This window comes from Aliterella sp. E5.1, assembly GCF_057473825.1.
In genome coordinates this window covers 106,913-131,459 of record NZ_JBYCCV010000001.1, presented here as the reverse complement: position 1 = coordinate 131,459, position 24,547 = coordinate 106,913, and the positions used below count along the sequence as shown (strand labels likewise).

Sequence of the window (24,547 nt, the reverse complement as noted above, 5' to 3'; positions counted from 1 at the left end):
TGAGTCCCAGCGAAATTTCTCTCCCCGTAGCATACCGTCTGAGCAATTCTTCAACTTCTCTTTTCACAACTCATTTCCTGCCTCTAGCTACAAAATGACTTTTGCATCAACCTACTTAAGATAAATCAGCAGATTCAACCCTGGAATCGTGCGCGATAAAGTCCATAACAGCAAAGTTAAATAAAGCAAACCAATCACCCACTGATACCAAGCAAGAGTAGTGACAATTCCTGGTAAATGTTCATCCCGCAGCCGGATGTCATTAAAACCCAATTTCAGCAAGTTATTTAGACTAAAATCGTAGTAATTTAGCCAATTCCAGCGATTTGACCACAATACTGGCATATAACGCTCTCGAAATAACGGAAATCGCGGCATAACGGGCAATCTACCAATCAATAATCTCAATTGCCGCATACTGCCATCTTCCACAAAATAGCTGCTATTCATCAAATCGTGATAGCGCCCTTTTTGGTACAGCCTAGCAACTAAAACTAAGGGAATTGGTAAAACGATCGCTTCTACGCAACCTAAAGTCAAAAATGGCTGAGTTGAAGTGCGAAAAATTGCAATTAAACCAAACAGCACCAACAAGCAAAAACTACTGAGTACGCAGCTAGTTTCGTAAACTGTGGGTAAAATCTTTTGGGGGTGCAGCCGTCGCCAACGGTCAATTAGCCAAAATATTAACCCAAAATGCGCGATCGCAATTGTCCCTACTCCAAACACTAACCAAAAACTCGTACCGTAACGACTAAGTAGCAACAACAAACCTAAAGCCAACCATTGCCATGCTAGTAATACCGATTCTGTATAGGAGATGGGAGAAGTTGCTACCAGGCGATCGCGGACTTTGATATAAGTATTGAGATCGATTTGGTCTAAGCTCAAAACCTCGCTGAGATTACGAAAAGGTTGACTGAAACGATAGTTTGCGATCGCTTCAACTTGAACAGGCGAAAATCCTAGTTTTAGTAAAGTTTCAGAACTTGCAGTATTAATATTGATCCCCAACAATCTCTGGCGCAACTCATCGCGGCGCAGCTTTTGGGTAGTGTAATCTAACTGATTGGCATCGCTTATTTGCTGCAATTGCCTAAAGTTTTGAATTAGATTTCGCAATACATTTTCATTACCTTGCAATATTGGTACTTGAATCGCGCTGCCAATTTGTCCCGGATTGCCAAGAATTTTAGCTGCTTCCGCATCAAAACCAAGATCGGATACGTTCAAATAAGCCGAAGAATTAGCAAAAGCTGCATCGCTAAAATCTGCCTGATTAAGAATACTCGCGCCGCGCAAATTTACCGGGCGATCGAATTGCGTTTCTCGAAACGAGACAGCTTGATTAAAAGTTGCTTCGGTAAGAAACAAAGATTTATAGAAGCGATTTTTAGTAAATAAGGCTCGATTTGCAAAGCGTACTTGAGAAAAATCGGCATTTCCCCGCCACTGCACCCGGTTAAATCTCGCTTGTTCGTAAAAACTTGCTTGATTGAAGTTGCCTGTATCTTCAAACGTAGCGCCGCTAAAAGTAGCAGTTTCTTGAAATTGAGCTTGATTAAACCCCGCCGTAGTAAAGAAAATACTACCTCGAAATATCCCTTGTTTGCGAAAACTCGCCCCCGCAAAGCTGACATTACGACTAAATCGCGTTTCCGTCCAATTGGCGTTTTGGGCAAATATCGCCCCCGAAGCATCTACAGGCTGAAGAAAAAATGTATTAGTAAAATTTACTTCACCGCTAAAACGAGTCTGCACCAACTTCAAACCACCGCGAAATACCGTAATTTGGGCAGGGGTAGCGCTTTGAGAACCCAGCAGCGACATTGATAGTTGGCTCAATTGAGCATAGCGACGGCGATCGCGTTGTAGTTGTGCCTGCTCTGTAGGCGTAAATATTGGTGCTAAAGCTTGCCCGTATATAGGCGATCTTAGTCCCAAATTATTCCCTACAAAATCCCCTTGAATAAGCGAATAACTCAAATCTAAACCCAAAGGACTAGATCCTGCTCTTTGCAACCCTGTTTGTAAAATTTGGTCAAAATTGGCGCGAAAACCAGGATTTTCTGGGCGTAAATCAATAATAAAGTGTTGCAAATCGATTATTTGGACACCGCCGCTTAGTTTAGGCGTTTTTACTCTTGCTTGCAGCAATTCTAAAGTTAAAACTGTCCGCTCTGGTTGCGCTAAAGCTGCCCAGGCGCTTTGAGGTAGCAACAGTATTAGGATTAGAGAAAGTGCGATCGCCCATTGCCAAAAACAAAATACCCAATCACTCCTTTTTAATCCCATTGCCAGACTATCCCGGTAATTGATCCCATTTCAACGGTTATGGGCGAAATAAATGGTTGTGTTCAGGATGGTACAAACGCGATCGCACTTCACCCATTTCTTGCAATGCTGGACTAATTACATACAATGTTGTCCGAATAAGGTTTTCTTTTTGGGTGACTTCTGCCATCTTGTTAAGAGGAACTACTAAAATCTTTTCATCTACCCAACCTAAGCGAAAGCATATAGCTACCGGAGTTTCTGGTGCGTAGTGTTCTAATAATTGTTCTTGAGCATTTTCTATATGACGAGCGCTCAAATATAGGCACAAACTAGCTTTATGGGCAGCTAAAGAAGATAATTCTTCGGTGGCGGGTACTTGGGTGCGTCCACTAATGCGACTGAGGATAATTGTCTGTACCACTCCCGGAACAGTTAATTCTATTTTGAGTTTAGCGGCGGCGGCTTGAAAAGCACTAATTCCGGGGATAACTTCAAAAGGAATATCGGCGGCGGCGAGTGCTTGCATTTGTTCGTGAATGGCGCTGTAAAGGCTCGGATCTCCCGATTGCAGGCGAATTACTGATTTATGCGATCGCACTTTTTCCACCATCAAAGGTAAAATCTCCTCCAAGGTTTTATTTGCCGTACGAATAATCTCCGCATCTGGGCGACATAACTCTAATATTTGCTTGGGTACTAAGGAATCAGCAAATAAAATTACATCAGCTTGGCTTAGAAGTTTTTGCGCCTTGACAGTAAGCAAGTCGGGATCGCCAGGACCCGCGCCTACAAGGTAAACGGCTGGTGCTAGGGGTATAATTGGTGTTGATTGGAGAAGCTCGGACTGGGACATAAAAAAGTTTTACTAATTATTTATTTTTTTGCGGAAACGATTCATCCACCTATGAAGTAATAAGTGGTAGATGCACCCTGGTTAAGCTCTAGAATTTGACTCTAGAGCTTTTTTTTGGAAATTTTTATCTTTGGGACAACTCCCGCTCTCGATTTTTTACTGACACAACATCCGGTAAAGAGCGCTTGTAAATATATAGCCAAGCTAGTCCCGCTAATCCTAAACTAATACTGGCTAAACTCACAACTTGAGCCATCCGCAACCATCCCAGCATCAAGCTATCAGTACGCAAGCCTTCAATCCACAACCGCCCCAAGCTATAAGCAACCAAATAAACCAAAAATAGTGTACCTGTTTTGAGTTGCTTTCCTTTCCATCCCCGAAAAAATAGCGTCATTAGCAAGCCAAATACCATCAAATTCCACAGAGACTCGTATAAAAATGTCGGGTGAAAGTAAGCAACATCAGCAAATTGAGCGGGGCGATATTGGGGTTGGATGTACAGCTTCCAAGGCAAGTTAGTCGGGCTTCCAAAAGCCTCGGAGTTGAAAAAGTTGCCCCAGCGCCCGATCGCTTGCCCTAGTATTAGTGAAGGTGCTACTAAATCGGCTAACTGCCAAAAAGAAATATTTTTGACTTTAGCAAAAATTAATGCCGCGATCGCACCGCCAATAATTGCACCATGAATTGCGATCCCACCTTCCCAAATTCTAATAATTGTCTCTGGATTTTGGGAGTATTTCGACCACTCAAAAATAACGTAATACAACCGCGCGGCGGGAATTGCGCCAATAACTAGCCAAATAATCAAGTCTCCCAGCAAGTCAGGATCGACATGGCGGCGTTTGGCTAAATACTGAGAAAGATTTATCCCAATTAATACAGCAGAAGCGATGAGTAAACCGTACCAGCGAATAGTTATCGGTCCAATTTCCCTTAAAACCGGACCTGGAGAAGTAAATTGCATCGCTAAAGGTAATTGGCTAATATCCGGCAACATATAATAATTCCTCAGAAATATTTATTATCCCCTGAAGAAGTCGGGTCAAGATTATTTGTCCCATCCGCGCCAATAAGTTAAGGTCGTAATATATCTACTTTTATATACAAAATTACTTTTATGGGTAGCAAAGACCAAACCCAACTTAAACAGACTGCCACTATCGAGCCAGAACAGACTAACTCAACGCTATTAGGTTTAAATTTACAAGAACTTACAGACTGGGTAATCTCTCAAGGACAACCTGCCTATCGTGGCAAACAATTGCACGATTGGATTTACCATAAAGGGGCGCAAAGTCTTGACGATATCTCAGTTTTCTCCAAACAATGGCGTTCTACCGTTTCTCATGTCCCAATTGGACGCTCGAAAGTACACGTGCGTTCTCAATCACCCGACAAAACTGTCAAATATTTGCTACAACTAGCCGATAATCAGGTTGTGGAAACAGTGGGTATTCCTACAGAAAAACGTCTAACTGTCTGCGTTTCCAGTCAAGTCGGCTGCGCGATGGCTTGCGATTTCTGCGCTACCGGAAAAGGCGGTTTTACTCGCAATTTATCTTCTGGCGAAATTGTCGATCAAGTTTTGACAGTCCAAGAAGATTTTAAACGGCGCGTCAGCCATATTGTATTTATGGGTATGGGCGAACCGCTATTAAATACCGATAATGTTTTAAAAGCAATTGAATTGCTCAATCGAGATGTGGGTATCGGACAGCGCTGCATAACTCTTTCTACCGTTGGCATTCGTTCGCGCATTCGCAAACTCGCCCAGCACGAATTACAAGTTACCTTGGCAGTTAGCCTCCACGCCTCTAATCAAAATCTCCGCGCCGAACTTATCCCCAGCGCTAACAATTATTCTCTTAACGATTTGATTACTGAATGTAAGGAATACGTGCAAGTTACAGGGCGGCGTATTAGTTTTGAATATGTCCTACTGGCGGGAGTAAATGATTCACCAAGGCAAGCTACAGAACTTGCTCAACTACTTCGCGGCTTTCAATGTCATGTAAACTTGATTCCTTACAACCCAATTGCGGACGCGGACTACGAACGTCCTAGCCCTCGTGCCATTCAAGCTTTTGTTAATGCCTTACAACAGCAGCAAATCGCTGTTAGCGTGAGGTACTCGCGGGGACTGGAAGCCAACGCTGCTTGCGGACAACTTCGTGCTACTACGCAAGTTTAAACGGCAGCTATCAATTCCTGGTGCATAGGCTTCGATTACTTTGCCAGTGTCGGAACAAGTAACCATTAAGTAGTCGCAAGTCGGGCATTGCGTGCGAATTAGCTTGCTTTCGGCAATATAGTGGCGTTCTCCTTCACTACCGCAGTTAGGACAGCGAATTTTTTGAATTACTTGCATTTTTGTACCTGTTTGAGCAAACTTTGAAAAAAATAAATTAAAACAAAAATCTACAAAACTTAATCAATATACCCTTATTGCCTAGCTCTTAAACGAACATCAATTGCAATATTTGTAACTTTCTAGCTTTATTGTGTAAGCCCATACAGGTGATTGTCCTGTAACTTTAGGTAGAGTATTAAAACTTTTTCTTGTACCCTTTACCTTTAAGTTTGATGATCCCCACTGCTAAGCTCTCTTATTCTAGCGTTTATACATAGATTGCCCATAAACTTAATCAAAAATTAAACCTTGGGAAATTACTTATTAACTAAGTAAGCGCGATCGCATATATCTATATTTTTCTAAGTATTTGCTTAAGTTTTGCATTGCCATCAATTAGAGAGGAACATAAACTTATACAGCTTTGCTTGTTGCAATTTCGTAATATATCGAGGTGAAAAAATGACTAGCTCCTTAACTAGGGAAGTTTTTTATCAACCCCCATACAAACCAAATCAAATAATTTGCGGTACAGGTCAAACAGTAGTTGCAACCGGGTGGACGGTAAAGGAAAGCGTTGCTAAACACTTACAAAAACACGAATACGCAGGTATAGGCGCACTCTACAGCCCAACTAGAGGTATTTCGCTATTGATTCGCAATTTATTGGCAAATCCCTTTGTACGATACTTAGTTGTAATTAACGCTACCAAAGAAGACCGTAACGCCGGAGCGAGTAAGTGTTTAATTGACTTTTTCTGTAACGGTTTTGAGTTGGGGGTTACAGACACGGGTAAACAGTCTTGGATAATTCGCTCTACCGTAGTGGGGTATATAGATATAGAAGTCCCCGCGCCTGTATTAGAACAATTACGCCAATCAATAGAATGGGTAGAAGCCAAAACAATTGCTGATGCTGTAAGCAAAGTAAAAGCTTACACGCACTGGCAGCCTCTAGAGCCTTGGAGTTCGCCCCAAACCTATCCCCTAGACACTGTAGAACCCACAGTATTACCAGGGACGCGCTACGGACACCGCATCGAAGGGCGGACAATTGCCGAAACCTGGGTAAAAATTGTTCACCGCATCAAAACTACAGGAACAATCAGACCAACGGGTTACGATGGACAATGGCAAGAATTAATCGATTTAGTGGCAATTGTCACCGATGAACCAGAGGAATTTTACTTTCCCGAACCCAATTATCTCCCATGCGATCGCGCTTTTATCAATGAGTACGTCTCGCAAATATTAGACGATGCGCCTACGGTAGAAGGGGTTAAGTATACTTATGGGCAAAGATTGCGATCGCATTTTGGATTAGATCAAGTAGAGCAAGTAATTGGTAAACTAATTGCCGATATTGATTCTGCTAGAGCGGTAATGTCTTTATGGGATGTACAAGACGGCGAAGGGAATAATAGTCCTCCTTGTCTCAATCATATTTGGGTAAGAGTTGTAGATAACGAGCTATCTTTAACCGCTACTTTTCGCAGCAACGATATGTTTTCTGCTTGGGTGGCGAATGCAATGGGGTTACGAGCATTGCAAAAACATATTTTAGATCGAGTGTGCGAAGTCTCTAACTATAGATTGCAAATGGGAGCCTTAATTACTATTAGCCAAAGCGCCCATATTTACGATGATTGTTGGGAAAATGCCGATAATTTAATTCAAAATCAGTATAAAAAACTTGTAGCGCAAAAAGACTACGCCGACCCTTCAGGTAGTTTTGTAATTAACGTCCAAGCTGACACAATTGTTGTTGAACACATGACCCCTGGAACAGGAGAAGTTGTTAACTGTTATTTTGGTAAATCTGCAACTGGGCTTTGCAGACAAATCGCCGCCGATTGTCCCGCTTTGCAAATTGGACACGCAATGTATTTAGGAAGTGAATTGCAAAAAGCAGAATTAGCGTTAATAAATCAATTTTTATACACTCAAGATCGAGCTTTAAAATCAAACTTTAGCTAAAGTCACAACTTCAGCTTGGTCTTGATACTTACCTTTGCGATCCTCGTAACTTGTGGCGCAGGGTTCCCCTTCTAAAAATAGCAGTTGTACTACACCTTCATTAGCGTAAATGCGACAATCTGCACTAGAAGAATTAGAAAATTCTAAAGTTAAATGACCTCTCCATGCAGCCTCGGCGGGAGTTAAATTTGCTATTATTCCACATCTTGCATACGAGCTTTTTCCAATACATATAACTGTAATATTTGCTGGAACTTCTAGTTTTTCTAGAGCCACACCTAAACCGTAGGAATGAGCAGGCAAAATAAAATAATTACCACTACTATCTGTATGCAGTTGGGTTTGTTCTAAGTTTTCAGGATTAAAGTTTTTAGGATCTACTACTGTTCCAGGAATATGACGAAAGATCCGAAATTCTGCGCTTGAAAGCCGGATATCATATCCATAAGAAGAAAGTCCATAGCTAATTACTGGCTGTAATACTGAGTCTTGCTGATGTTTTCTAATTAGCTTTGACTCAAAAGGTGCAATCATGCCTTCAGTCGCCATTTTAGTAATCCAGATGTCGTTTTTAATCACAAGTTTCAAAGGGTAGATAAACGATCGGGGATTACTAAGATACCTTGAAATGTAGCGTAAGGGCGCAATGCCTTGCGAAGGCATCTTTTGGGGAGAAGAATTCTTCCCAAAAATGCCGCCCCTTACGGTTGGTGACTGCGGCGAATTTCAGTGATTTGGTCGGCTAATTCGAGGATTTCTTGGGGCATTTCTGTACCTGTCAGTACAATGTCTACATGAGCGGGACGTTTTTTAATAAATTCCAATACGTCATCTAGCGGAATTAACCCAAAAGAAATCGCTAAACTTAATTCGTCAAGCACTACAAAAGTATATTTCCCCTCAGATACAACTTTTTGTGTATGCTGCCACAATGCGAGTAATGACTTTGTTTCTGCTTCGTCTAGTTGGGGAGTATCGATATAACGAGGTAAGTCGCAGCGAATCCAATCTAAATTTTGCCCTAACTGTACCGGATGCTCAAACCCTTGCCCTATCCCGCCTTTAAGAAACTGAACTATCAATACAGGCGTACCTTGTCCAGCAATTGTTAAGGCTTGCGCCATCACACTTGTAAAAAAGCAGCGCGGCGAACAGGTAAATACTTGGACAAGCCCCGCGATCGCATAAGGTAGGCTATTAGGAGTTGTTAATGCGGGAGTTTCTAGCTGGGCAACCATAGGACAACATTTAACCGTTGAGGAAAAATAATACGGATATATAGCGTATTTATTAGCTAAGTCTTTTGATTTAACACTAGATATAAGTAGAGGTCAACAGCTAGAAGATAGTTGATTTTCCCGAAAAACTATGAGTAGCTTGGCAACGAGGAGTGCGAGATGCGATCGCAAAATGTCATAAACTTGGCTAAGTTCTGATAACTAAACGAGCAATAGTCATGTCTTGGCAACGTCCCGATGGTAGACAAAGCGAACAGTTGCGTCCGATTAGCTTTGAGCTTGGTTTTACGCGCTTTGCAGCTAGTTCCGTTTTAACTAGATGTGGTGATACGCAAGTTCTTTGTACGGTAACGATTACTGATGGAGTACCCAAGTTTTTAGTCGGTTCGGGAAAAGGCTGGTTAACGGCGGAATATCGAATGTTACCCGGTGCAACCCCCCAGCGCCAACCACGAGAATTATTAAAACTATCAGGACGCACACAAGAAATTCAACGCTTGATTGGGCGCAGTTTGCGCGCAGCCATTGATTTAGAGGCACTAGGGGAACGCACAATTACTATTGATGCTGACGTACTCCAAGCTGATGCCGGAACTCGTACAACCTCTATTACTGGGGGCTTTGTGGCGCTATCTGATGCGATCGCATCCCTGATAAAACAAGGAGTTCTAGAACGCTCTCCGATTCGCCACCAAGTAGCGGCGGTTTCTGTAGGAATACTCCAAGGCGAACCTTATCTAGACTTAAACTACCCAGAAGATGTAGCGGCAGAAGTAGATTTAAACGTAGTCATGAACAGTAACTTAGGCATTATAGAAATTCAAGGAACCGCCGAAGAAGGCAGTTTTAGCCGGGTTCAAACCAATCAAATGCTCGATATTGCCGAAAAAGGTATTAAGGAACTGTTCGCCGCGCAGCAGCAAGCATTGCATAAATAACTCCAGCACTTATCTTTTTGTTGCAAAAATTGTAAGTAACTGCACTAGCACCCAATATCTCTGGGACAATCGGAAACTACAAGACTAATAATAACTATTCCAAGCTATATAAATTAGGGAGCATTGCAAGGATATGAAATTGGCTTACTGGATGTATGCAGGACCCGCCCATATTGGAACTTTGCGAGTTTCTAGCTCTTTTAAAAACGTCCATGCCATCATGCACGCACCAATTGGCGATGACTACTTTAATGTCATGCGTTCCATGCTAGAGCGCGATCGCAATTTTACTCCAGTTACCATTAGTTCGGTAGACCGCAACGTATTGGCGCGGGGTTCTCAAGAAAAGGTCGTTGACAATATTACTCGCAAAGACACCGAAGAACACCCTGACTTAATTGTGCTTACTCCTACTTGCACCTCTAGCATTTTGCAAGAAGACTTAGAAAACTTTGTCGAACGTGCTTCCATCGATACAAAGTGCGATGTAATGCTGGCAGATGTCAACCACTACCGCGTCAACGAATTGCAAGCGGCGGATATTACCCTGCGGCAAATTGTTCAGCTATACACCGAAAAAGCCCGAAAAAAAGGCGAATTACCTACAGGTAAAACTGAAAAGCCTTCAGTCAATATCTTTGGTATTTCTAGTCTTGGCTTCCACAATCACCACGATTGCACCGAATTAAAGCGCCTGATGACGGATTTGGGCATTGAAATTAATGAGGTAATTCCTGAAGCAGCGTCAGTTCTTAACCTCAAAAGACTTTCCCAAGCTTGGTTTAACTTAGTACCTTATCGGGAACTAGGGGTAATGTCGGCGAAGTACCTAGAACAAGAGTTTGGGATGCCTTATGTAGATATTACGCCGATGGGTGTAGTAGAAACAGCGCGTTGCATTCGCAAAATTCAGCAGATACTTAACGATCAAGGTGCAGATGTAAACTACGAAGACTTTATCAACGAGCAAACTTTGTATGTTTCTCAAGCTGCTTGGTTTTCGCGCTCGATTGACTGTCAAAATTTAACCGGAAAAAAAGCTGTAGTCTTTGGCGATAGCACCCACGCCGCCGCTATGACAAAAATATTAGCGCGGGAAATGGGCATTCACGTTGTTTGGGCGGGTACTTATTGCAAGTACGATGCGGAGTGGTTTAAGGAACAAGTCGGCGAATACTGCGATGAAGTAATCGTAACTGAAGATCACGGACAAATTGGCGATGCGATCGCTCGCGTTGAACCTTCAGCTATCTTTGGTACGCAAATGGAACGCCACGTAGGCAAGCGTTTAAACATCCCTTGTGGTGTAATTGCTGCGCCAGTACATATTCAGAACTTCCCCATTGGCTACAAGCCATTTTGCGGCTATGAAGGTACAAATCAAATCGCCGATTTGGTCTACAATTCCTTTACTTTGGGTATGGAAGACCACTTACTCGAAATCTTCGGCGGACACGATACCAAGGAAGTAATTACTAAAGGCATTTCTGCTGATTCCGATTTAGGTTGGAATAAAGAAGCACAGGCAGAATTAAACAAAGTGCCTGGATTTGTACGCGGTAAAGTTAAGCGCAATACTGAAAAATTTGCACGCGATCGCGGTTTTAGTGTAATTAGTCTTGAAGTAATGTACGCCGCTAAAGAATCTGTAGGCGCGTAGTTTCCTAAGCTTTACACTATAAGTTAATAAAGGAGTTTTCAATTGGGAACTCCTTTATTAATAGTTTTCTCTTAAATTTTGCACTGATCGAATGAATAATGCTAAAGAACATTACGATCGACACCTTGGGGCTATTTATAGCTGGATGGCTGGAGATGTAAATGTAGCCTTAGAGCGCAACCGCAGCTTATTTTATCAGCTAGGGCTTGATACTGCTCCAAAGGGTTTAGCCATTGATTTAGGCTGCGGTACAGGATTTCAGTCAATTCCACTAGCAGAACTTGGTTACTCAGTTCTTGCAATAGATTCTTGCGCTGTGTTGCTATCTTAGTTACAAGAAAATATTATCAACCTGCCTATTACAACAATTCAGGACGATCTACTAAACTTTAGTAAACATATCAGCAATCAAACACAGTTAGTAGTTTGTATGGGTGACACGCTAACCCATCTCGATTCCCTTGATGCTGTCCGCAATTTAATATCTGAGGTGAGTCAAAAACTTACTGAAGGCGGAATAATAGTTTTAACGGATTTCGCGGAATTCCCCTTCCTCGCCGCAGGCAGGGAGGGGATGGATAGCGGGAGACTCTTAGTCTTCAATTAGTCTTGACTTTCACTTCTAGGTATGAGATTATACATATACCCAAAGCTCTAGTTGGGAGAGAGGACGTAGCCGCAGTTGGCGAACCGCTTACAGAGCAGACAAAAAGACTAGAAACTGCACTGAACTTGAAAGGCGAATAACGTAACTTTTCATACATAAGTTCTAAACCAAAAAAACAAAATATTTTCGTCTCAGGAAGTGGGACGACTGCCTGTGGAGGTGGAGTAAGACCATCATCGGGTTTAGTCCCGAACTCAGAAATGAGTACCTAACGTGGCATCGGCTGTTGAAACGGGAAACTCCAAAGGCGAATAAGACCGCCCTTGCCAGTTGTGTTGGAAGCCCCAACTTCAGCGAAGCAAGTTGGGGTACTTCACCATTCCGCGATTATGTTTCAGTAGAACTTCTCGGACACCAGCGTTTTATTCCGGTACGAAGTGATGACAGCAGAATTTTGACTTGCTTTCTTGAATATCATCAAGAGTTTGTGGAAGTGCATGACTTGCTTCATTACAAGGATGGGACGCAATGGGCGTTTAAAGCTAGTTCTTATTGCAAGTTGCGACTAGATAAAAATTGGTTGATTAAACAAATGGGTGAGTTAGGTCTAGCTATTATTCAAGATACATTTAGTAGTGGAATGGTAAACATTGTCGCTAAGAAAACTGGCAGCGCCTAAATAGTAGATTTCAGTAATTTATACTCACTAAAAATAGAAGATGGTCTCGACAGAATTGCTTAATATGCTTCAAAGTCTCAACCGTGTTGATCAACTCTACGTCATCCAATTATTAGCATCAGAATTAGCTCAACAGGAAACCGACCTAATTAAACAAGAGCAGTCTTATCCCGTTTGGTCGCCCTATGATGCTTCTGAGGCTGCAACCATCATGTTAGAAGCGCTGCAAGCTGACAAAACCTAACTTTATCAAAATGGCGATTGCTATCTCTTTAAGTCTTTTTTGCTGAATTTCCAACGATCAAATTTACCAAGTTTTCCACTAAGCGATCGCGTTCCATTGGCACAATATCTTTACCATGTAACATCTCTTGCACAATTAGATAATGCACGAGCGTACCTACAAAAATTCGCGCCGTTGCTTCGGGATCGGATAAATTAAGCCCAGAACAAGACGTAAAGTATTGACGCAGTGTATTAAAAGCGGTTTGCTCGATATTACTAACAAAAGCGCGGGCTAACTTAGGAAATCGCCCGGATTCGCCCAGAATTACACGCATAAAATTGAGAAACTGCGGATCGTCCATCCCTGAATCTAAAAACCGATTGGCTAATGTTCGCAGAAAAATCTTTGGATCTGCTTGCACTATTTCATTGATAGGCGTGTCTAGTATTGAGCGAAATTTTCCCTTAACTAAGCGACTGATTAAAGCGTTAAATAAGCCTTCTTTATCCTGAAAATGGCTGTAAACCGTTGCTTTCGATACCCCTGCTGACTTTGCAACTCGATCCATACTCGTTGCTGCAAAGCCATGAGTCAAAAACTCTTGCATCCCCCCAGCTAAAATTGCTTCGGCTTTCTCTGGAGATAGTTGGCGTTCTGTATGGATGGGTGTCTCTGCCATTAGGCGATCGCTTCCTCTGAAATAATGCGTCAAACTTGACATTACTATACTAAGCGGTTTAGTTTGATGCTATATAAACTAAACTGTATAGTTTAGAAGGTAGGAAAGATGCAAAACGTAACCGTTCAAGAAAGTTTAGCTACCAAAGTTCGCAAGTCCCGGTGGACGACCATCGCTATAGCTTCACTTTGTATTGGTAGCGCGGCGGTGGGGTTCTGGCGCTTTGCGTTAACCTCGCCTCCACCACCGCCGGAGATTGTTAGCGAGGCAGCAATTAAAACTGTTACTGCCTTGGGGCGATTGCAGCCCAAGGGAGAAGTAATTAAACTATCTGCACCAACTTCTAATAGTGGCAACCGCGTCGATCGCTTATTGGTAAAAGAAGGAAGTCAAGTAAAAGCAGGACAAGCGATCGCAATTTTGGATAATCGCGACTTTCTCCAAGCAGCCTTAGAACAAGCCCAAAAAGATGTAACAGTTGCCCAAGCAAAACTTGCCATTACTCAAGCAGGGGCAAAACAAGGTGAGATCGCCTCGCAACAAGCAGAAATTGAACGTTTAGAAGCCCAGCGACAGGGCGATATAAGTTCCCAACAATCAAAAATTGCCCGATTAGCCGCCGAAGTTCGTAATGCTCAAACTGAGTATCAAAGGTATCAAGCGCTTTATCAAAATGGGGCAATCTCCGCCTCCGATCGCGACTCCAGGCGTTTAACACTAGAAACGGCACAAAAAAGCCTACAAGAAGCGCAAGCAGAACTCAATCGCACCCGATCGACTCTCCCTTCAGAAATCGCCGCAGCCAAAGCAACATTAAACAAAATTGCTGAAGTACGCCCGGTTGATATAGCTTACGATCGCGCTGAAGTTGATAAAGCGGTTTCTGCCAGAAATCAGGCAAAAGCAGAACTAGAACAGGCAGTTGTGCGATCGCCCGTTAATGGCGAAGTATTATACATTCACACCCGTCCGGGGGAAGTTATTTCTAGTGATGGCATTGTAGAACTAGGACAAACCCGGCAGATGGAAGTGAGCGCAGAAGTTTATCAGAGTGATGTAAATAAAGTCCGCAACGGGCAAAAGGTAAGAGTTTCGAGCGATTCGCTATCGGGTGAATTGTCTGGAAAAGTTACTCAAATTGGTTCCCAGGTGCGACGACAAAATACTATTAATACTGACCCCAGCACCAATATTGACGCGAGAGTAGTTGAAGTCCATGTAGCGTTAGATGCAGCCTCCAGCCAGAAAGCTGCAAAGTTTACCAACTTGCAAGTAAAGGTGGTGATTGAGCCATGATCCAAAAACTAAAACGGCGCACGCCTTTGGGATGGCTGCAACTGAGTCGTGAGAAAGGACGTTTATTAGTAGCACTATCTGGCATTGCCTTTGCAGACATTTTGATGTTTATGCAGCTAGGTTTTCAGAACGCTCTGTACGATAGCAATACTCGTCTCAATCGTTCCTTGCAAACTGACATTGTTTTAGTCAGTCCCAAAGCTCGGAATATGCAGAATTTGTCTACCTTTTCGCGGCGACGGCTGTATCAGGCGATGAATATTCCAGGAGTGAAAACCGCAGAGCCTTTTTACGCCAATACTATTGTCTGGAAGAACCCAAAGACGAGGAAGGAAGCTACAGTTCAATTAATTGGCTTTAATGCCGATCGCCCAGCGTTCAACTTGCCCGAAGTGAATCAGCAATTGGACAAACTAAAACTGCCTGATACGGTAGTCTTCGATCGCGGTAGTCGCGGCGATTATCAAGACACAATCTTGGCTATCGATAGCAATACTCAATCGGTAACAACTGAAGTAGAAGGGCGCACGATCGCAGTAGCAGGTTTATTTACTTTGGGTGCTTCCTTTGGCGCTGATGGTACGTTGATGACCAGCGATCAGAATTTTTTGTTGATGTTTCCAAGGCGAGAAGCTGCCAGTATTAGTTTGGGTTTAGTGTATTTGACTCCTGGTGCTGACGAACATCAGGTATTAGAAGCGATGCGATCGGATTTACCCAACGATGTGCAAATAATGACTCACGCAGAATTTATTAAGTTTGAAGAAAATTATTGGAAAAGTTCAAGCCCGATTGGCTTTATTTTTGGCTTGGGAACGGCAATGGCTTTTGTCGTTGGTATCGTAATTGTCTACCAAGTGCTATCTACCGATGTAAATGCTCATCTCAAAGAATATGCCACCTTTAAAGCGATGGGCTACAACAATGGGTATTTGCTGACGGTGGTATTTGAAGAAGCCATTATTCTGGCAGTTTTGGGCTTTATTCCTGGTGCTATGTTGCCTTTAGGACTTTATTCTCTAGCGGCTAAAGCGACGGCTTTACCAATTTATATGACCGCTTTACGAGCAATTCTCGTCTTATTTCTGACTTTAATTATGTGTGGAATGTCGGGAGCGATCGCTACCCGCAAACTTCAATCTGCCGATCCTGCTGATATGTTCTAGGTTTGTATTATGTCTCAACCTGCTATTGTCGTTCGCAACCTCGATTATTACTTTGGTCAAGGTGCATTGCAAAAACAAGTTCTCTATGACATCAACCTCGAAATTAATAGTGGCGAAATCGTCATTATGACTGGTCCTTCGGGTTCTGGCAAGACAACTTTGCTAACTTTAATTGGTGGATTGCGATCGGCTCAAGCAGGTAGTTTGCAAGTGTTGGGACAAGAACTTGCTGGTGCGACAGCAGGGCAACTCACCCGCGCGCGTCGCCATCATGGGTATATTTTTCAGGCGCATAATTTGCACGGAAGTTTGACCGCCCTGCAAAATGTCAAGATGGGGCTAGAACTTCACCAAAATATTTCACTTACCGAAATGCAAGTTCGCGCCGCCGAAATGCTTACGGAAGTAAGATTAGAAGAAAGAATTAATTATTATCCCGACGATTTATCCGGCGGACAAAAACAGCGCGTTGCGATCGCACGAGCTTTAGTAAGTCATCCTCAACTTGTTTTAGCAGATGAACCTACCGCCGCCCTAGATAGTAAATCAGGACGCGATGTGGTCACTTTGATGCAAAAGCTGGCTAGGGAACAAGGTTGCACAATTTTGTTAGTCACCCACGACAATCGAATTTTAGATATCGCCGATCGCATTGTCGAGATGGAGGATGGTAAATTGACTAACAATACAACCGCCCTATCGTCTGTTGCCTAGTTAATGAATTGAGTGGAAAGCTTTCGCTAATACACCCTACCCCAAGAGCGATCGCTCATAATTTCAATTACCAAATCTACCCCCCTAGAAGTTGCGGTTAATGGTTTGATAAATAACTCTGGATGCAGACTTATCCAAAAGTAATTAACAAATTGCTCTATTTCTAAGTCACTCATTCCCGATTTACCAAGCAACTTTGCTTGATGTTCGGCTTGTTGTCGCCACTGCAAACTCCAACGGTAATCGAGCGGATACAACAAAATCAAGCGATCTATTCGTTTCCATAAAGGTAAATAGTTTTGTAATTTCGCATTCATATCGCGGGCAAATTGGCGATCGCTATCGGTAATAATTGGCGGTGGTGCGGTGTCAAAAGCCCCCGGATCGATTGGTCGAACACCCACAAACCAACCCTCAAATAAAACAATATCCGCCCCTGAAATTGCTTCAGGAGTTCCTCGATCTCCCGCACCGTTATGAGCCGATTTATCAAAGCGGGGAAGGTGAATTATTGCGTCAAAGTTGGGCTGACGCAGCGCATCCAAGACATTTATACCCAAATCTAGATCGTGAGTACCAGGGGGACCGCGCCAAATTAAACGTGGGTCTTGCTGCTTTAAAATTAGGCGATCGCGATAGGTTTTGTACAAGTCGTCCAAAGACAAACTGCAACTACGATAACCCATCTCACTCAAGATTAATATTAGGATGGAAGCTAAGGTAGATTTGCCTGTTCCTTGTCCTGCTAAAATACCTTGAATTAAAGGTTTTGATTGCGATTGACGGTAGGACGCTATCAGCATCGCTAGAGGCAGCCACCAAGTCCACAGATTGGTCGCAAACTTATCTGCTGGTAGCTTTAGAGTTTGTTGATTAAATTGGCTGCAAGCAGGGTAAACAGTGCGGAAAATGGGCGCGTACTTATCCACATTTTCCGGTGTAATCCCAAAGGCTTTAGCCCGTGCTGCATCGAATAATTGCGATCGGCTATTTGCCAAAATTTGTTCAAGCCATAAATCCATTGGGAGTAAATTAAACGCTAAGTATTATTATAAAAATGAAATTTATCGGTATCGATCTAGGTTGGAAATCGCAACCAAGCGGACTGTGTTGCTTGGAATTGGTAGACGGAGAGTTGTATTTATTAGATCTAGACCGTATTGAAGCGATCGCTGACGTATTTTTTTGGTTAGATAACTGCGTTCAACTTGAAGATAGCGCGATCGTTGCTGTAGATGCCCCTACCATCATTCCCAATCTTACGGGAACGCGCGCTCCAGACAAACTTACCCACAAATATTTTGGACGTTACCACGCTGGTTGTTATCCCGCAAATCTCAGCTTTGCTTTTGCCGATCGCACTGTCGGTTTTGGCATAGAGTTAGAAAATCGAGGTTTTAGCCACGCACCAGAAATTACAGCGCAACAATTAGGTAGATACCAAATAGAAGTATTCCCCCATCCGGCGATTGTGGAATTATTTAATTTACCTTTAATCTTGAAATATAAAAAAGGACGCTTGTTAGAGCGCCGCTTGGAACTAATTAAACTGCATAAATATATTGTGGAAGTTTTACCTACTTTTCAACCTGCCCTTAAGCTAAATTCTAATCCGGTACTGTTGGCAGAAATCCCCTTTACAGGAGCCGCCTTAAAAGCATTGGAAGACAAGTTAGATAGTATAGTTTGCGCTTACGTTGGAGCTTATTGGTGGTATTGGGGACTAGAACGAAATATAGTATTAGGCGATCGCGCTACGGGTTATATTGTAGTTCCCAAACGCGAAATTTAACGGTGCTTTTTTAAAACAACGCGATCGCCATAAACCAATAATCGCTCTATAGTATCGATCCGATTTGACCAAACTTTAAATTGATAGGGATTTTCTAACCTGTAAAAGCGCATCCCATCTTTAAACTGCGACTCAAAGGAACTCAGAGCCGCCTTGGCGGTACTCAATCGCCCCGATGTAGGATTAGCCGCAAGTTCTGCTAAGGCAGTTTCTAGGACTTGTGCTTCGGTATCAAAACTCGATTGCTTGCTTTTAACCAAAATCAGTTGATCGCTGGCAAGCAGATAATTCCACTGCTGTTGCAACAATGTGAACCTCGCCGCCGCCGTATGAAAAGGTTGACGGTAAGGAATTGGCTCCTTTGCGCCGCCTTGGGTACGTTGAAAAATACCTTGCAAGTCGCTGTTAAGGTTTTCTACAGCAAATAGCGCATAACCGCTAATTGGCAAATCTCGCGCTAACTGAATTTGATCGACAGCAACGGGAGAAGTCAAGTTAAATAAGCGAATTCCTGGTACAACTAGCGCCGAACCTAACTTCACCGAGCTAATCCAAGGTTGAGCAAGACGCTGGAAACGGTAAGTATCCAAAGCGTAAGTCATAGGAATAATTAAGTCTATATCACCCCGTTGCGCCCATACTTCCCAGTGCTGCTGTAACTTGTTGAGGCGCTCTTGTTCGGGAAGCGGAAATACGGCAACGGACATAATTATATTCGGGCGCACCTGACGCAATTGCTGCGCTACTTGGGCAACAAAGGAATCGATTTGGGAGGTGCGAAAATTCGTCCATTTTTGCCACAAAACGCGATCGCGTGGGCTAATTTTAGTCGGATCTACGCCTGTTAATTGCCTAAACTGCTGCCTTGCCGCTTTACCATAGCCGTAAGTGCGGTCGGCTCCCGGATCTTGGAATGGGTAACGAATATAGTCTAGTTGCAAACCATCTATTTTGTAGCGTTGGGCAATTTCATTGCATAGAGCTAGTACGTACTGACGTGCTTCGGGATTTGCCGGATCTAAAAACGGCTTATTTTGACCGGGCGGAAACAAGCTTCCCCGGTTATCATAGCTTGCCCAATCGGGATGAGCGGCAAGCACGGGTCCCGGATAGTTTGCGGGCAGATTGACTAACGTGTTGTGACGTTGATTGCCAACGGCGAAAGCCCATACCCAAGCGTGTAACTCTATTTTTCTTTCGTGAGCTAACTTAACTCCCGATGCTAAAGGATCCCAACCTTTTACTAAAGGATTTGCTTGGGGTGCAACTTGACTTGGATAAATAGGATAGCCAGCATTAACGGTTTCGAGAAAAACGGTATTGATTCCTGCTGCCGCTAGTTTGTCAAAAACTTTTGCTAATCCTTGCTCGGAACCTGCGCGGACAATTGTGCCTCGATCTAACCATATAGCGCGAATTTCTGGTTGAGAAGTCGGGCGATTTGTGGGGTAGTTTTCCCACAATAGTTTAGAAGCTTTGAGCCACTCACTTCTTGCTTTGGTGTAGTTTCTCGTGCTAACTAGCTGGGGTAAAGTTTTGGCGATTTTTCTAGCTTCAGCCAAGGCTTGAATAGCGCTTTGGGGCAGGGTTGTAATTTTAGAACTAGCTATTTCTGTAGTTTCTGTGGGGCGATGAGCGCGCGAATTTGCGGCTAGTTGGGCGCTTTCAAATCTACCAATCAAGTTTTCCAATTCTTGACGCAGCGCGATCACTTCTACGCCCGTAATTGGACTTTTGGCGTTGGGGGCAACTAATCCCCTTGGTGCAAGCCTATCTAATGGCTCATCCGAGGCGGGAGTTACAACTTTAGGGTTAACTATAGCTATTGGCTGATTTGTAACTGTTTGACTTCTGGGCTTTTGAGTAACTAGAGGCAGATTTGGGTTAACGACAGTTCTATTGGTAGTTGGCTTGGCGGCTACCGTACCATTGCAGTTTTTTGGTTTATTAGTGCTTTCATTGGCAGTTAACTTGATATGACGACCAAGAGCAGCTTTTAACCATGCTGTATCAAATTCGGCAGCTGTGGCGGTATTTCCCCAATTCCAGCCTAAAAGCGTTGTGCGCTCTGTAGTGACGACGGCAGAAGGCGTATTTGGCGTTTGCCAAATTGCTGCTGTTTGGCTAGTTATCCCAGTGGGAATTACTGAGCCTCCCCAAGCTGTACCGCCTAGAGAATCTTTGACCCATTGTTGGGAATTAGTTTTTAATGGTTGTAATTTTGATGGCGCTTCAAATCCAAGTCCCCAGTAAGCTCCCAACAGACTCCGCATTAATTGCCGAACTCCAGGCTGACTTTTATTACCCACAGCGCCGCTAGTAATTACCCGTCCGCCTCTGCTCATCCATCCTTCTAAAGCGATCGCTTGGGCGGGGGATATTGTCTCTACATTCGGTAAAAATACCACCGGGCGATCGCTCAAATCTGTAACGCTTCTTACGTTTGCAAGATCGATCACGCAGTAATTTATTCCCGATGCTTGCAAGCGCGTGGTAATATTCTGCCAGTTTTGAGCATTTTCTCCGCTCCTAACTACGCCCAATATTTCTGTTTCTACGGCTTTGGTGGGCAAAGCAAATAACGGCAATAAGCTCGAACCCCAGGCGATTGCGCCCAACCAAACATACAAATTTCTTGCTACTTTTTCGCGGCTAAAAGTGACCCGAACTATTGGTAGCAGCACGGTTAAACTTAATTTTGTCGGCATTATTTAATACAGGTTTCGATTAGCTCGGCAATCCCCTGGACGGGCAAAATTGGCGTACTGAGTTTGGAAGATAGTTCTGTAACGGTCATGTCGTCTAAAAAACAAGTATCGCCATGCTTAAGAATCATAGCAGGTAGTAACACTCCATCACCTAAGTATTTCTGTTGTAACCCTGATAACAAATCTTCGCCAGTCAATAAACCTGTAACGGTAATACTCTGTCCCCAATAATTACTACATAGAGCAATCATCGTTATTTCTAAGTTTTCTACTTCATTTAGCCGCTCTACAATTGGCTGAAAAGCTTTTTCTACAGCGTTGCCTACTACCCAAGTAAGTTTTTTGGCTGTAGGGATTTGTTTGGGCAAGTTCTTGGCAGCTAAGTCAAATTCTTTGAGAAAAGAGCGAATCGAGCCTACACCATTATCTATCTGCGGATAGTTTTCGTAGTGAGCTTCGGGCGGTAGCTCTGCCCCTGCAATCAAAAACCACTCATCAGCTAACCAAGCAAAGGTAGATTTTAACGAAGTACGAAATTTGGTTTGCAGACTTTGCACTTGTTGGATGACTCCGGCGGCTTGCTCTGGTGTCACTGGAGTTAATTCGTCTTCAGTGGGGCGAAACTTGGTTAAACCTACAGGTACAACCGCAACGGAAGCTACGGCGGGGGGTTTTTCTTTGTGAAAAAAAGCCAAATCGAGTAGAGTTTTTTTTTAATGCTTGCCGTCATTTATCCCTGGACATACTACTACCTGAGCGTGAATTTTCAGCCTTTTTTGTTGAAACCACTTTTGTTGTTGTAATATTTCCCCGGCGCGAGGATTTTTTAATAGTCTAATTCTAATATCAGGCTCGGTGGCGTGGACAGATACATATAAGGGCGATAATCGCATTTGCTCGATTCTTGCCCATTCTTTTGGACTCAAGTTAGTGAGGGTGAGATAAGAGCCGTAAAGAAAGCTCAGGCGGTAGTCGTCGTCTTTGAAGTACAGGCTTTGACGTTTGCCGGGGGGTTGTTGATCTATAAAGCAAAAAGGGCAGCGATTATTACACTGAATCAAGTTGTCAAATAAAGCGCTGTCAAATTCTAATCCCAAGCCTTCGTCGTACTCTTTCTCAATTTCTACATGATGAGTTTTCCCAGTAGTGTCGATTACTTCTAGTTCTAATAGTTCGTCGGCGCACAAAAATTGATAGTCTATTAAGTCGCGGGGGCGCGTACCGTTGATAGCTACAACAGCGTCGCCCACCTCAAAACCCATTTCGGCGGCGATGGAGTCGGGAAGAATTTTAGTGATTTTGGCGGGGTTGGTGGCATTCATAAATCTTTGAGGCGGCGCGGCTTTTAACTATTTGGCAATAGGTTAGTTGCGATCGCAATTAGAATTGCAATCCCAAAAGCTAGTCTGTACCAAACAAATACCCAAGTGTTTTGAGTTTGTAAAAAACGCAGTAACCAAGCGATCGCTAAATAAGAAAATATGGCGGCGGAAATTACGCCCACAACCATTGTAACTATGCCATCGTTGCTTATTCCTACGTCTATTGCTCCTTTTAGTTCGACAAGTCCTGCTAAAGTAATTGCTGGTATGCCAAGTAAAAAGGAAAATCGAGCGGCGGCGGCTCTTTCTAAGCCCATAAACAACCCAGCAGTAAGAGTTGAACCAGAGCGCGATACGCCAGGAATGAGAGCTATAGCTTGAGCAAGCCCCATCAAAATGCCATCGGTAATGTTTAGCTTTTCAAAGTTACGTTTACGCTTGCCTATTTGCTCTGCTAATCCTAAAAGCAGCGACATTATTATAGAGGCAGTAGCGATCGCCCCTAAACTCCGTATAGGTGAATTATCAAAGTCTGGAATGAAGTTTTTTATTAATAGTCCAAAAAATACTATTGGTAAGGTTCCCAGCGCAATGCCGATAGCTAGGCGCAAGTCGTAGGATTTATAATTTTTTTGCTTAATTGCCGTAAATGCCCCGATCGTAATTTGAGTTAGATCGCTCCAGAAATACCACAACACAGCAGCTATACTTCCCAACTGAATTACGGCGGTAAAGGCTACCCCCGGATCTCCCCAGCCTAATAATACGGGGATTACTTTGAGGTGAGCGGTACTGCTAATCGGCAAAAATTCTGTAAGTCCTTGCACCATACCAAGAATAATTGCTTGAAAAATATTCGGCTGTGCGGAGGTTGTTACTGGTGTTGTTTGACCAAATACTTGCACTGGCAAAGTTGCTGCACTAGCTGTCACAGCACTACAAAGGGCTAAAAATCGATATTTTGCTGAAATCATAATTTGTTTGTTGTTGTGCGATCGCAGTTTCTCCTTAAATTGACACTTTTGCCAACCTCCGTCAAACTCTTTTAGCTTTCTATTTCTCGGTATTCCATAATAATTAAGGTATTATTAATATGCCCCCCCAGGGGATCGATCTTGTGATATCGTTAAGTAAGATTAAGTTAAGTAAATAATATTCATATAGTACCTTGGTTAACCAAACATTGCCCCCTTACAGCATCGCGACTTCCGCGCTGGCAACTGCCGAGCCGCCGAGAGTTAGCAATATAAATATTTCTTGGCAAGTTGGTTTTCGGCAAGCCTGGTTAATTTTTGGAGCGGCGGTTTTTTTTGTAACCGTGCCAGTATTTGTGGAAGCGCCGCTAGTGAGAGTGCTGCCGTGGTTGAGTTTGGTACTAACGGCGGGGTGGCTATGGCTGAGTTATAAGTTGATGAACAAACCCAAAACTTACATTTGGGGAGACTTATTACTAGGTTTTAGTTGGAGTTGGCTTGCAGGTTCAGTCTACTGGGGCTGGATGCGCTGGGAACCGTTGTTACACTTGCCTGTAGAAGCGATCGCATTGCCTTTTGCGATCGTCTGTCTCAAGCGCGGCTGGGGTAAGGTAGGCAATTATTTTTATCTGGGTTCTTTATTAGGAACAGTATTAACAGATATATATTTTTATTTAGTAGATTTGATTCCTTACTGGCGGCAAATTATGCAAGAGCCAGAACTAACTCCCACAATTTTGCACAGTGCTTTAGGGCAAGTTCAAACGCCTTGGGGACAAGGTTTAGCAATAATTCTCGCTACAGTATTGCTAGTATGTGGAACGCTGCCTTTACTTTCTAAGCAATTGCACTGGTGGGCGTTTGGGGGAGCAGTATTGAGTACGATTTTGGTCGATAGCTTATTTTTAGTTGCGGCGATCGCTGCATAATAATTACCCGCCTAGGATTGAAATCCTAGGCTACCAGCTAAAGTAAGCTGAAGCCGACTAAGAAATTTTTGCACGTAGTGTTATTACTGAGGAATTTACTTTCTTTTTTGCTTGCGTGTCTTTGCCCGTGCAGCTTCGTGGACTTGATTGTTGATTAAA

At 43.2% G+C, this 24,547-nt stretch carries 22 protein-coding genes and 1 pseudogene; 13 read left to right on the top strand and 10 right to left on the bottom strand.

The genetic code is table 11. The features are described from left to right. Positions 1 to 111 precede the first annotated feature (111 nt). The 3 genes from AC2VE5_RS00645 to lgt form a co-directional block, all read right to left on the bottom strand. Positions 112 to 2,295: a pentapeptide repeat-containing protein gene (locus AC2VE5_RS00645; RefSeq protein WP_486885847.1), complete on the bottom strand. Its 2,184-nt coding sequence runs from the start codon at positions 2,293 to 2,295 to the stop codon at positions 112 to 114. Positions 2,296 to 2,332: 37 nt separating this feature from the next. Continuing rightward, positions 2,333 to 3,130, bottom strand: coding sequence for a precorrin-4 C(11)-methyltransferase (cobM, locus tag AC2VE5_RS00640; RefSeq protein ID WP_486885846.1), 798 nt, complete (start codon positions 3,128 to 3,130; stop codon positions 2,333 to 2,335). A gap of 124 nt (positions 3,131 to 3,254) precedes the next feature. Beyond that, complete coding sequence (gene lgt, locus AC2VE5_RS00635) at positions 3,255 to 4,130, bottom strand: prolipoprotein diacylglyceryl transferase (RefSeq protein ID WP_486885845.1); 876 nt, start codon at positions 4,128 to 4,130, stop codon at positions 3,255 to 3,257. 120 nt (positions 4,131 to 4,250) lie between these two features. Between lgt and rlmN the strand changes: the two genes are divergently transcribed. Next, complete coding sequence (rlmN, locus tag AC2VE5_RS00630; protein WP_486885844.1) at positions 4,251 to 5,324, top strand: dual-specificity RNA methyltransferase RlmN; 1,074 nt, start codon at positions 4,251 to 4,253, stop codon at positions 5,322 to 5,324. A gap of 621 nt (positions 5,325 to 5,945) precedes the next feature. Next, entirely contained in the window at positions 5,946 to 7,460 is a 1,515-nt protein-coding gene (locus tag AC2VE5_RS00625; RefSeq protein ID WP_486885843.1) for a thymidylate synthase, read from the top strand. On the opposite strand, the gene dcd is transcribed toward AC2VE5_RS00625, so the two are convergent. Both dcd and AC2VE5_RS00615 read right to left on the bottom strand, forming a co-directional pair. After that, entirely contained in the window at positions 7,446 to 8,039 is a 594-nt protein-coding gene (gene dcd, locus AC2VE5_RS00620) for a dCTP deaminase (RefSeq protein ID WP_486885842.1), read from the bottom strand. The two genes, AC2VE5_RS00625 and dcd, sit on opposite strands and share 15 nt — an antisense overlap. A 122-nt stretch (positions 8,040 to 8,161) precedes the next feature. Then, complete coding sequence (locus tag AC2VE5_RS00615) at positions 8,162 to 8,698, bottom strand: P-loop NTPase family protein (protein WP_486885841.1); 537 nt, start codon at positions 8,696 to 8,698, stop codon at positions 8,162 to 8,164. A 218-nt stretch (positions 8,699 to 8,916) separates the two neighbouring features. Between AC2VE5_RS00615 and rph the strand changes: the two genes are divergently transcribed. The 6 genes from rph to AC2VE5_RS00585 all read left to right on the top strand — a co-directional run bounded on the left by rph (position 8,917) and on the right by AC2VE5_RS00585 (position 12,826). After that, complete coding sequence (gene rph, locus AC2VE5_RS00610) at positions 8,917 to 9,636, top strand: ribonuclease PH (RefSeq protein WP_486885840.1); 720 nt, start codon at positions 8,917 to 8,919, stop codon at positions 9,634 to 9,636. A 133-nt stretch (positions 9,637 to 9,769) separates the two neighbouring features. Next, positions 9,770 to 11,296 carry a ferredoxin:protochlorophyllide reductase (ATP-dependent) subunit B gene (bchB, locus tag AC2VE5_RS00605; protein WP_486885839.1) on the top strand — a complete coding sequence of 509 codons (1,527 nt, stop codon included), beginning with the start codon at positions 9,770 to 9,772 and terminating at the stop codon, positions 11,294 to 11,296. 91 nt (positions 11,297 to 11,387) lie between these two features. Continuing rightward, entirely contained in the window at positions 11,388 to 11,627 is a 240-nt protein-coding gene (locus tag AC2VE5_RS00600; RefSeq protein WP_486885838.1) for a hypothetical protein, read from the top strand. A gap of 99 nt (positions 11,628 to 11,726) precedes the next feature. Continuing rightward, on the top strand, positions 11,727 to 11,903 hold the full coding sequence (locus tag AC2VE5_RS00595; protein ID WP_486885837.1) for a hypothetical protein: 177 nt from the start codon (positions 11,727 to 11,729) through the stop codon (positions 11,901 to 11,903). Between the two features lie 286 nt (positions 11,904 to 12,189). After that, complete coding sequence (locus AC2VE5_RS00590) at positions 12,190 to 12,582, top strand: hypothetical protein (RefSeq protein WP_486885836.1); 393 nt, start codon at positions 12,190 to 12,192, stop codon at positions 12,580 to 12,582. A 40-nt stretch (positions 12,583 to 12,622) separates the two neighbouring features. Then, entirely contained in the window at positions 12,623 to 12,826 is a 204-nt protein-coding gene (locus AC2VE5_RS00585; protein WP_486885835.1) for a hypothetical protein, read from the top strand. Positions 12,827 to 12,854: 28 nt separating this feature from the next. Here AC2VE5_RS00585 and AC2VE5_RS00580 read toward each other — a convergent pair whose 3' ends face one another. Continuing rightward, complete coding sequence (locus AC2VE5_RS00580; RefSeq protein WP_486885834.1) at positions 12,855 to 13,529, bottom strand: TetR/AcrR family transcriptional regulator; 675 nt, start codon at positions 13,527 to 13,529, stop codon at positions 12,855 to 12,857. 66 nt (positions 13,530 to 13,595) lie between these two features. Here AC2VE5_RS00580 and AC2VE5_RS00575 point away from each other — a divergent pair, with 66 nt between their 5' ends. The 3 genes from AC2VE5_RS00575 to AC2VE5_RS00565 are packed head-to-tail and all read left to right on the top strand — an operon-like array spanning position 13,596 to position 16,663. Then, positions 13,596 to 14,783 (top strand): ABC exporter membrane fusion protein, encoded by a 1,188-nt coding sequence (locus AC2VE5_RS00575; protein ID WP_486885833.1) that lies wholly within the window; start codon positions 13,596 to 13,598, stop codon positions 14,781 to 14,783. After that, complete coding sequence (gene devC / locus AC2VE5_RS00570) at positions 14,780 to 15,949, top strand: ABC transporter permease DevC (RefSeq protein WP_486885832.1); 1,170 nt, start codon at positions 14,780 to 14,782, stop codon at positions 15,947 to 15,949. Before AC2VE5_RS00575 ends, devC begins: the two co-directional genes overlap by 4 nt. Positions 15,950 to 15,958: 9 nt before the next feature. Then, complete coding sequence (locus AC2VE5_RS00565) at positions 15,959 to 16,663, top strand: DevA family ABC transporter ATP-binding protein (RefSeq protein ID WP_486885831.1); 705 nt, start codon at positions 15,959 to 15,961, stop codon at positions 16,661 to 16,663. A gap of 26 nt (positions 16,664 to 16,689) precedes the next feature. On the opposite strand, the gene AC2VE5_RS00560 is transcribed toward AC2VE5_RS00565, so the two are convergent. After that, positions 16,690 to 17,685, bottom strand: coding sequence for a glycerate kinase (locus tag AC2VE5_RS00560; protein WP_486885830.1), 996 nt, complete (start codon positions 17,683 to 17,685; stop codon positions 16,690 to 16,692). Between the two features lie 35 nt (positions 17,686 to 17,720). Between AC2VE5_RS00560 and AC2VE5_RS00555 the strand changes: the two genes are divergently transcribed. Continuing rightward, positions 17,721 to 18,455 (top strand): DUF429 domain-containing protein, encoded by a 735-nt coding sequence (locus AC2VE5_RS00555; RefSeq protein ID WP_486885829.1) that lies wholly within the window; start codon positions 17,721 to 17,723, stop codon positions 18,453 to 18,455. Here AC2VE5_RS00555 and AC2VE5_RS00550 read toward each other — a convergent pair. The 3 genes and pseudogenes from AC2VE5_RS00550 to AC2VE5_RS00540 all read right to left on the bottom strand — a co-directional run bounded on the left by AC2VE5_RS00550 (position 18,452) and on the right by AC2VE5_RS00540 (position 23,459). Then, on the bottom strand, positions 18,452 to 21,163 hold the full coding sequence (locus tag AC2VE5_RS00550; RefSeq protein WP_486885828.1) for a glycoside hydrolase family 10-like protein: 2,712 nt from the start codon (positions 21,161 to 21,163) through the stop codon (positions 18,452 to 18,454). The two genes, AC2VE5_RS00555 and AC2VE5_RS00550, sit on opposite strands and share 4 nt — an antisense overlap. Further along, positions 21,163 to 22,485 (bottom strand): annotated as a pseudogene (locus tag AC2VE5_RS00545) (TIGR03279 family radical SAM protein). Before AC2VE5_RS00545 ends, AC2VE5_RS00550 begins: the two are co-directional and overlap by 1 nt. Positions 22,486 to 22,508: 23 nt before the next feature. Next, a complete protein-coding gene (locus AC2VE5_RS00540; protein ID WP_486885827.1) occupies positions 22,509 to 23,459 on the bottom strand; it encodes an undecaprenyl-diphosphate phosphatase in 951 nt (316 codons plus the stop codon). A 272-nt stretch (positions 23,460 to 23,731) separates the two neighbouring features. On the opposite strand from AC2VE5_RS00540, the gene AC2VE5_RS00535 reads away from it, so the two are divergent. Beyond that, the gene (locus tag AC2VE5_RS00535) at positions 23,732 to 24,388 is read left to right on the top strand and encodes a DUF3120 domain-containing protein (protein ID WP_486885901.1); all 657 of its coding nucleotides are present in this window, start codon (positions 23,732 to 23,734) and stop codon (positions 24,386 to 24,388) included. Positions 24,389 to 24,547 lie beyond the last annotated feature (159 nt).

Coding starts and splice junctions, on each gene's coding strand:
- AC2VE5_RS00645 (WP_486885847.1), bottom strand. CDS start 2,295: ATGGGATTAAAAAGGAGTGATTGGGTATTTTGTTTTTGGCAATGGGCG.
- cobM (WP_486885846.1), bottom strand. CDS start 3,130: ATGTCCCAGTCCGAGCTTCTCCAATCAACACCAATTATACCCCTAGCA.
- lgt (WP_486885845.1), bottom strand. CDS start 4,130: ATGTTGCCGGATATTAGCCAATTACCTTTAGCGATGCAATTTACTTCT.
- rlmN (WP_486885844.1), top strand. CDS start 4,251: ATGGGTAGCAAAGACCAAACCCAACTTAAACAGACTGCCACTATCGAG.
- AC2VE5_RS00625 (WP_486885843.1), top strand. CDS start 5,946: ATGACTAGCTCCTTAACTAGGGAAGTTTTTTATCAACCCCCATACAAA.
- AC2VE5_RS00615 (WP_486885841.1), bottom strand. CDS start 8,698: ATGGTTGCCCAGCTAGAAACTCCCGCATTAACAACTCCTAATAGCCTA.
- rph (WP_486885840.1), top strand. CDS start 8,917: ATGTCTTGGCAACGTCCCGATGGTAGACAAAGCGAACAGTTGCGTCCG.
- bchB (WP_486885839.1), top strand. CDS start 9,770: ATGAAATTGGCTTACTGGATGTATGCAGGACCCGCCCATATTGGAACT.
- AC2VE5_RS00600 (WP_486885838.1), top strand. CDS start 11,388: ATGAATAATGCTAAAGAACATTACGATCGACACCTTGGGGCTATTTAT.
- AC2VE5_RS00595 (WP_486885837.1), top strand. CDS start 11,727: ATGGGTGACACGCTAACCCATCTCGATTCCCTTGATGCTGTCCGCAAT.
- AC2VE5_RS00585 (WP_486885835.1), top strand. CDS start 12,623: ATGGTCTCGACAGAATTGCTTAATATGCTTCAAAGTCTCAACCGTGTT.
- AC2VE5_RS00580 (WP_486885834.1), bottom strand. CDS start 13,529: ATGTCAAGTTTGACGCATTATTTCAGAGGAAGCGATCGCCTAATGGCA.
- AC2VE5_RS00575 (WP_486885833.1), top strand. CDS start 13,596: ATGCAAAACGTAACCGTTCAAGAAAGTTTAGCTACCAAAGTTCGCAAG.
- devC (WP_486885832.1), top strand. CDS start 14,780: ATGATCCAAAAACTAAAACGGCGCACGCCTTTGGGATGGCTGCAACTG.
- AC2VE5_RS00565 (WP_486885831.1), top strand. CDS start 15,959: ATGTCTCAACCTGCTATTGTCGTTCGCAACCTCGATTATTACTTTGGT.
- AC2VE5_RS00560 (WP_486885830.1), bottom strand. CDS start 17,685: ATGGATTTATGGCTTGAACAAATTTTGGCAAATAGCCGATCGCAATTA.
- AC2VE5_RS00555 (WP_486885829.1), top strand. CDS start 17,721: ATGAAATTTATCGGTATCGATCTAGGTTGGAAATCGCAACCAAGCGGA.
- AC2VE5_RS00550 (WP_486885828.1), bottom strand. CDS start 21,163: ATGCCGACAAAATTAAGTTTAACCGTGCTGCTACCAATAGTTCGGGTC.
- AC2VE5_RS00540 (WP_486885827.1), bottom strand. CDS start 23,459: ATGATTTCAGCAAAATATCGATTTTTAGCCCTTTGTAGTGCTGTGACA.